Genomic DNA, 6,824 nt, shown 5'->3' on the forward strand with positions numbered 1-6,824 from the left:
CGCCCACGGCCGTATTGCTGCGCCCACGGCCGTATTGCGCGGCGCGTCACACGCGGCCGTGGTTCCTTCCGCGGCCCTTCGCGATCTAGGGTCGGCGGCATCCGAGATTGGAGCTGTATGTTCGCCGCTTACGCCGCTCGTATCGACCGTGACCAGCCGCTGAACGGCCTCGAGCTGGGGGACCGCCCCGCGCCCTCGGCCCGCCCCGGCTGGACGACCGTCAACGTCAGGGCCGCCTCGCTCAACCACCACGACCTGTGGTCGCTGCGCGGCGTGGGCCTCGGCGAGGAGTCCCTGCCGATGATCCTGGGCTGCGACGCGGCGGGTGTCGACGAGGACGGCAACGAGGTCGTGCTGCACTCCGTCATCGGGCAGAGCGGTCACGGCGTGGGTCCCAAGGAGCCGCGCTCGCTGCTCACCGAGCGCTACCAGGGCACGTTCGCCGAGCAGGTGACCGTACCCACCTGGAACCTGCTGCCCAAGCCGAAGGAGCTGTCCTTCGAGGAGGCCGCCTGCCTGCCGACCGCGTGGCTGACGGCCTACCGGATGCTTTTCACCAACGCGAACGTCCGGCCGGGAGACGCCGTGCTGGTGCAGGGCGCGGGCGGCGGCGTCGCGACGGCCGCGATCGTGCTGGGCAGCGCGGCCGGCCTGCGGGTGTACGCCACCAGCCGGGACGAGGCCAAGCGGCGCCGGGCCGTGGAGCTGGGCGCGTACGAGGCGTACGAGCCGGGCGCGCGGCTCCCGCAGCGGGTGGACGCGGTGCTGGAGACGGTCGGCGCGGCCACCTGGTCGCACTCGGTCAAGTCGCTCAAGCCCGGCGGCACCCTGGTCATCTCGGGCGCCACCAGCGGCCCCAACCCGAAGACCGCGGAGCTCAACCGGATCTTCTTCCTGGAACTGAAGGTCGTCGGCTCGACCATGGGGGACAAGGACGAGCTGCGCTCGCTGCTCGACTTCTGCTCGGCCTCCGGCGTCCGGCCGGTGATCGACTCCGTGCTGCCGCTGGACCGGGCGCGCGAGGGCTTCGAGAAGATGGCCGGCGGCGACCTGTTCGGCAAGATCGTGCTGACGGTCTAGGCGCCGCGGGCGCCGCGGGCGCCGGGCGTGTCCGCCCGGCCCCGGCGCACCGAACGCCCGCGGCCGGGCCGCTGCGGTCGCGGGCCCGGCGCCGGCGGTCCCCGTCCGGGTGAAGCGGTGGGCGGAAACGGCGGCATGGACCCCGTACCGATGGGCATGATGGGGCCTGGAATGCACGAGCCCGGCCATCGAGCCGGGCCTTATCGTCCGCAGAGATGGCCGAGGCGGGGGCGCGGTGCGGCCACGGGGCCACGACGGCTGCCCGCCAGGGGGTGCCGCCATGTCCTCTTCCGTTCCGCCGCTGCCGAAGGTCGAGCTGTTCGTCGACCATCTGGAACGCCTGCTGGTGCTGCCGCCCGGCCGGCGCGGCCCCGCGCCGCTCGTCCTGCTCGAACAGGAGGGGCCGGGCCGGGAGGCCGAGGAGCTGGCGGACGGGCTGTGCGCGCGGTTCCGGGTGGGCGGCCGGGCCCGCGTCCCGTACGCGCAGGTGGCGGGGGCGCCCTCCGGCCCGCGCCGGGAACGGATCGGCGACCTCTTCCAGAAGCTGGCGGAGGAGCTGGAACGCAACCGGCCGGGCGGCTTCGGCAGGCTCAGGCTGCCGCAGTTCGAGCTGATGTGCACGATCATCGAGACCGACCTGACCCAGCGTCAGCCGGCCGTGCAGGCCAGGGAACTCCGCGACCGGTGCTACGCCGAGCGCCGCAAGGACTCGAACGTCCTCAAGGCCCTGGAAGTGATCAGCGGCGGCGACCGGGTGCCCACGGGAGTGCCCGCGCTGCTCTGGTACTGGCTGCGGCAGCCGCTCTTCAACGTCCTGCCGCGCTGGCTGTACGGACGGCTGCAGGAGCGGCGGATGACCCGGCGCGGCAGCTGGTACCGGCAGTGGGCGGGACTGCAGAAGGGGACCGGATTCTTCCGGGACGCCCGCGGCCTGGCGGGCACCGCCCCGCCGGCGGGAACGGTCCAGGTGCAACTGCTGTCCGGCAGCGGGTCACCCTCCCCGGCCGGCGCGTCCCCGGGCGGCGGCCGGGACTGCGGCGAGGACGGCTGTGACGACGACGGCGGCGCGGCCGAGCTGCGCGACCGCACGGTGGACGTCCTGCTGCGGGCGCTGCTGACCGATCTGGAAGCGGCGTTCCGGCGGCCCAGGCTCTCGCCCTGGGGCCGCCGCCGCGGCAGCCGCTTCGCCCTGGTGCTGCCGCAGATCGGCGCGTATCCCGAGTGGACTCCCCGGCTGCTGCGGCAGTTCCCGCCCGCGGTGGAGCAGACGGGCTGCACGGGGGCGGTGCTCGTGGCCGCGGTGCCGTCGGGCGGCGACGGTGCCGAGGGGTTCGTCGACGCGGCGGGCACGCTCAAGTCCTGGGCCGGGGCGACGGGCCGCGGCCTCGGCCGGGTCCTGCGGGTACGGGTCGCGCCGCACGCGCCCGATCCGGCGGCGGCCCGCTGGCTCAACCGCTATCCGGAGGTGCAGCCCGGACGCACCCATTCCGACGCAGCGCCCCGGGTGGAGGCGCTCGTCGGCGGCGTCGCCGTGCTCGCGATCCTCTCCGGAACGGCCGTGTACGCGGTCGACTGGGCGCTGACGCGGAACAGCGACGCCTGCCTCGGCGGCGCCTCCGCCGGAACCCGCAAGTCCGGGGACGCGCCTCCCGACTGGCCGGACCGCAGTCCCGAGAAGCTCTACCAAGAGGTCCGCGGAACGATCGAGCGGCAGAACAAGGAGGCCGACCGGGCGGCGGGCCGGCCCGGTGCCGTCGTACGGACCGTGGTCTATCTCGGGGTGCCGGTGACGGCCGGTTCGTGGCAGGAGGCCATGTACAGCGGGGCCGTTCCGGAGCTGCGCGGCATCGCGCTCTCGCAGGCCGAGCTGAACCGGGCCGCGGCGAAGGACGAGGGCAACAAGGTCTATCTGCGGGTGCGCTTCGAGGACGCGGGGCCCGGGTTCGAGGACGCCCCTGACGTCGCCCGGAGGATCACCCGGGAGATCGCGCGGGAGGGCGCGGGCGGCAACGGGGGAGCGGAGGAGATCATGGGCGTCGTGGGCCTCGGCCAGAGCCGCCACGCGACCCTGGAGACCCGCGACGAGCTGGGCGACAACGGGCTGCCGATGATCGGGACCGTGGCGACGGCCGAGGAGATGCTGCGGCACCGGATGTACCGGCAGGTCGCGCCGGACAACGGTCGCGAGGCGCGGATCGCCGCCGGGTTCGCGCGGCGGGGGAACGTCGTGGAGACCGAGCCCGGGGTCTGCGCGCCGGCCGAGCGGGCCGTGGTGATCGCCGACCCGGACGACGTCTACAGCGCCAATCTGAGCACCAGGTTCACCGAGGAGTTCCAGGACTCCGAGACCATCTGGTATTCCACCTCCGAACGCCGGAGCCGGCATTCCGCCCAGGGCCGGGACGACGTCGAGTGGGTCCAGAACCTCTCCGAGATGGCCGCGAGCGTCTGTGCCGCGCTCAAGGAGGAGCGGCGGACCGTCGTCTACTGGGCGGCGCGGGCGAACGAGTTCGGCGCGTTCCTCAACGAGTTCGGCAGCGGTACGGGCTGCAACGGACGGGTCAGCGTGCTCGGCGGCAACGACCTCACGAACGCCGTCGTCGACGTCGAGCGCCCCAGCGAGCGCCACCCGGGCGTCCGGCTGTACTACGCCGCGCACGCGCTGCCCGCGAGCTATCCGCCCAACGTCCGGGGCGAGGTCTTCCGCAACGACTACGCCGCCGCGTACGGGAACTCCGACCCGTGGCGCGAGGACGGCCGCGCCCCGCTGGCCTGGGACGCGCTCCAGGTGCTGGGGGCCGCGGTCAACGCCGCCCGGCAGAACGCGGGAGACGCGGAGTTCGGGCGCGGCACGGTGCAGGCCGCGCTGAAGGCGGGCGTGGGCGGCACGGCGGGGCTGCGCGGCGCGTCCGGGTCACTGGCCTACGGGGAGAGCGGAGAGGTGCCGCGCGACAAGCGGCTGCTGATCCTGCACCACACGGACAGCGGTTCGAAGGTGGTCCTGGAGTGCGGTGCGCTCGACAACGGTGTCGAGAAGACGGAATGGGGCCCCGACGGGGCGTACGACTGCCCGCGCGACGCGGACTGAACCGGCCGGCCCGGGCGGTGCGGCCCGTACGCGCGGGCCCGGACCCACCGGGGAAACGGCGGGCCGGGCCCCACCGGGGCAGCGGCGGGGCGCGGGCGTGGCGTGTGCGCGGCGGCGGCCCCGGGCGGGACGTGTGAGCGGCGGCGGGGCCCGGGCCCGGCCCCCGGCCTGACGGAAGCGGCCGTACCGCACCGGCGGGTGCCCCGTGCCCGGGCGGGACGAGCTGTACGGCCGGGCGGGTGCCTCGTGCCCGAGCCGGACGAGCTGTACGGCCCGGCGGGCACCCGTACCGGCGCGGAAGGAGCCGGTACGGCCCGGCGCCCGTACCGGAGCGGAAGGAGTCCTACCGCTCCGGCGGGCAGCCGCAGCCACCGGAAGGCGCCGCACCGCCGGAGGGGCCCGGCCCCCGAGGGCCCGGAGCGAGCGGCGGCCCGCGGTGGTTCACCGCCGACGCGCTGAAGCCGGCTTCCGGTCAGTCGCGGGGCGTGCGGAGCACCACCCCGATGTGCGCGGCCGCGGTGGAGAGATGCCGCCGCGCGTCCTTCAGCTGGGCCTCGGTGACGCCGTGGTCGCGGGCCGCGTCGCGGATGTCGTCGCGGAACCGGTCGAGCAGCCGCTCCAGTTCACGGGCGGGATCGCCCGACGCCCCCACGGTCTCCCGGGCCCACTCCGGCTCCGGCGGCGCCGCGGTGGCCTCCGCCTGGGCGGCCGCGCCGGTGCCCGCGGACTCCGTGCCGCCGCCCCCGCCCTCGCCGGCGGTCGCGGACGTGCCGGGCGCCGCTTCGCCGGCCGTCTGGCCGCCCTGCCGCGAGAAGCGGTTGAGTTCGCGGGTGATCTCGGCGAAGCCGTCCCGGACGGCGCTCTGCCAGTCACCGGCCCGGATGTGCTCCTGGGTCTGCTCCTGCACCCGCCGCGCGATCCGCTGCACCTCGTCGCGCGCCTGCTCCTGCGCGTCCTTGGCCTGCTTGCGGGCGCGCTGGGCGTCGCGCTGGGCGCGGCGGCTGTCCTCGGTGGCCCGCCGGGCCTGCTCCTGCCACTGCTCCTTGGCGCGGCGCAGCTCCTCCTTCGCCTGCCGCCACGCCTCCTTGTCGCCCCACGGAGGAGTCTCCCCGCCACCTCCGCCACCTCTGCCGTTCCCGCTGCTCCTGCCGCTCCGGCCGGACGCGCGGCCCCCGGACGCGCGGGCCTGCTCGGCCGCGGCGCGCATCTCGCGGCGGAGGTCGCCCGCGACCCCGCGGACGTCCTCGCGGATCTCGGCGGCGAGTTCCGAGACGGACTCCCGGATCTCCAGTTCCAGCTCGGCCAGTTCGCCCTGCCGGCCGGCGAGTTCGGCGCGGCCGGCCTCGGTGATCGAGTAGACCTTGCGGCCGCCCTCGGTGGCGTGGGTGACCAGGCCCTCGCGTTCCAGCTTGGCGAGCCGCGGGTAGACCGTGCCGGCGGAGGGTGCGTACAGGCCCTGGAAGCGCTCCTCCAGCAGCCGGATCACCTCGTAGCCGTGTCGGGGGGCCTCGTCGAGGAGCTTGAGCAGATAGAGACGCAACCGGCCGTGGGCGAAGACGGGGGGCATGTCAGAGCACCTTCCTGCCGGCCGGGTCGCCGGGCGAGCTGTCGTACGGCCCGTGTGCCGCGTCGTCGGGTTCGTCCATGTCGTCGGCCGGCGGCCTGCGCAGCAGCGCGATGCCGCCGGAGACCGTGGCGGCCTGGAGCCGGCCGCTGCCGGAGCCGAGCGTTCCGGTGATCTTTTTGGCGCCCCACTGCTCGCTGACCCGCAGGCCGTCGAAGTCGCAGGAGACGGCGCCGCTCGCGGTGTTGGCGTCGACCACCGCGTCCAGGGGCTGCGGCAGCCGGATCGCGATCTCGCCGGAGACGGTGTTGAGCGCGATACGGGTGTCCTCGGGGACGTCCGCCAGGTCGAAGACCATGTCGCCGCTCACCGAATCGGCCCGTACGGCGCGCCCGGAGCCCTCGATGACGGTGAGGTCGCCGGAGACCGAGTTGAAGCGCAGATCGCCGGTGAGCCCCTGCGCCTCGACCCGGCCCGAGACGGTGTCCGCCCGGACCGTGCCGCTGAGGCGCACCAGCGTGCTGTCACCGGAGACCCCGCGCAGGTCGGTGCGGCCGGAGATGCCGGAGACAACCGCGCTCGCGCCCACGACACCCACCTCGACCCGGGTGCCGGGCGGCACGGTGACGGAGACGACCGCGCCGCGGTGCCACCCCTTGCGGTCCAGCCACTTGAGGAAGCCCTTCCAGGGCAGGTCGTCGTACGCGACGGTGAGATTGCCGCCCTCCTGGGTGACGGTGAGCGGCGGTCCGTGCAACTCGTCGACGTCGACCTGGGCGGGCCCGGCGTTCTCGCTGCCGACGATGTTGACGGCGCCGCCGACGATGCGGACGTTGACGCTGTGGACCGGTTCGTCGAGGACCAGCCTGCGCGGCTCGTCGACGGACCACTGGGACCGGACTGGCATGGCCTGACCTCCTCGGCGCGGACGCAGCACGCAACATATCGCGACTGCCTGCCAACACGATATATCGCGGTTGCCGGTTTCGGAAGCCCGCCCGGCCCGCGGTGCGCCGCGGACCGGGCCGCGCCGGTGCCGTGGGCGCCGGTGCCGTGCGGGCTGTTGCCGTGCGGGTCGGCGCCGTGCGGCGG

Annotated in this window: 4 protein-coding genes; 2 read left to right on the forward strand and 2 right to left on the reverse strand. The window is 75.0% G+C overall.

The annotated features are described in order from the left end of the window. Positions 1-117 precede the first annotated feature (117 nt). Both GCU69_RS29980 and GCU69_RS29985 read left to right on the forward strand, forming a co-directional pair. A complete protein-coding gene (locus GCU69_RS29980; RefSeq protein WP_098750025.1) occupies positions 118-1,080 on the forward strand; it encodes a zinc-binding dehydrogenase in 963 nt (320 codons plus the stop codon). 280 nt (positions 1,081-1,360) lie between these two features. After that, positions 1,361-4,168: a type 1 periplasmic-binding domain-containing protein gene (locus tag GCU69_RS29985; protein WP_156207765.1), complete on the forward strand. Its 2,808-nt coding sequence runs from the start codon at positions 1,361-1,363 to the stop codon at positions 4,166-4,168. Positions 4,169-4,640: 472 nt separating this feature from the next. Here GCU69_RS29985 and GCU69_RS29990 read toward each other — a convergent pair whose 3' ends face one another. Together GCU69_RS29990 and GCU69_RS29995 are read right to left on the reverse strand one after the other, a co-directional pair. Beyond that, positions 4,641-5,735: a PadR family transcriptional regulator gene (locus tag GCU69_RS29990; protein WP_098750027.1), complete on the reverse strand. Its 1,095-nt coding sequence runs from the start codon at positions 5,733-5,735 to the stop codon at positions 4,641-4,643. A 1-nt stretch (position 5,736) separates the two neighbouring features. After that, the gene (locus tag GCU69_RS29995) at positions 5,737-6,639 is read right to left on the reverse strand and encodes a DUF4097 family beta strand repeat-containing protein (RefSeq protein WP_156207766.1); all 903 of its coding nucleotides are present in this window, start codon (positions 6,637-6,639) and stop codon (positions 5,737-5,739) included. Positions 6,640-6,824: the final 185 nt, after the last annotated feature.

The sequence above is a fragment of the Streptomyces lycii genome, assembly GCF_009735685.1.
Taxonomy (GTDB): Bacteria; Actinomycetota; Actinomycetes; order Streptomycetales; family Streptomycetaceae; genus Streptomyces; species Streptomyces lycii.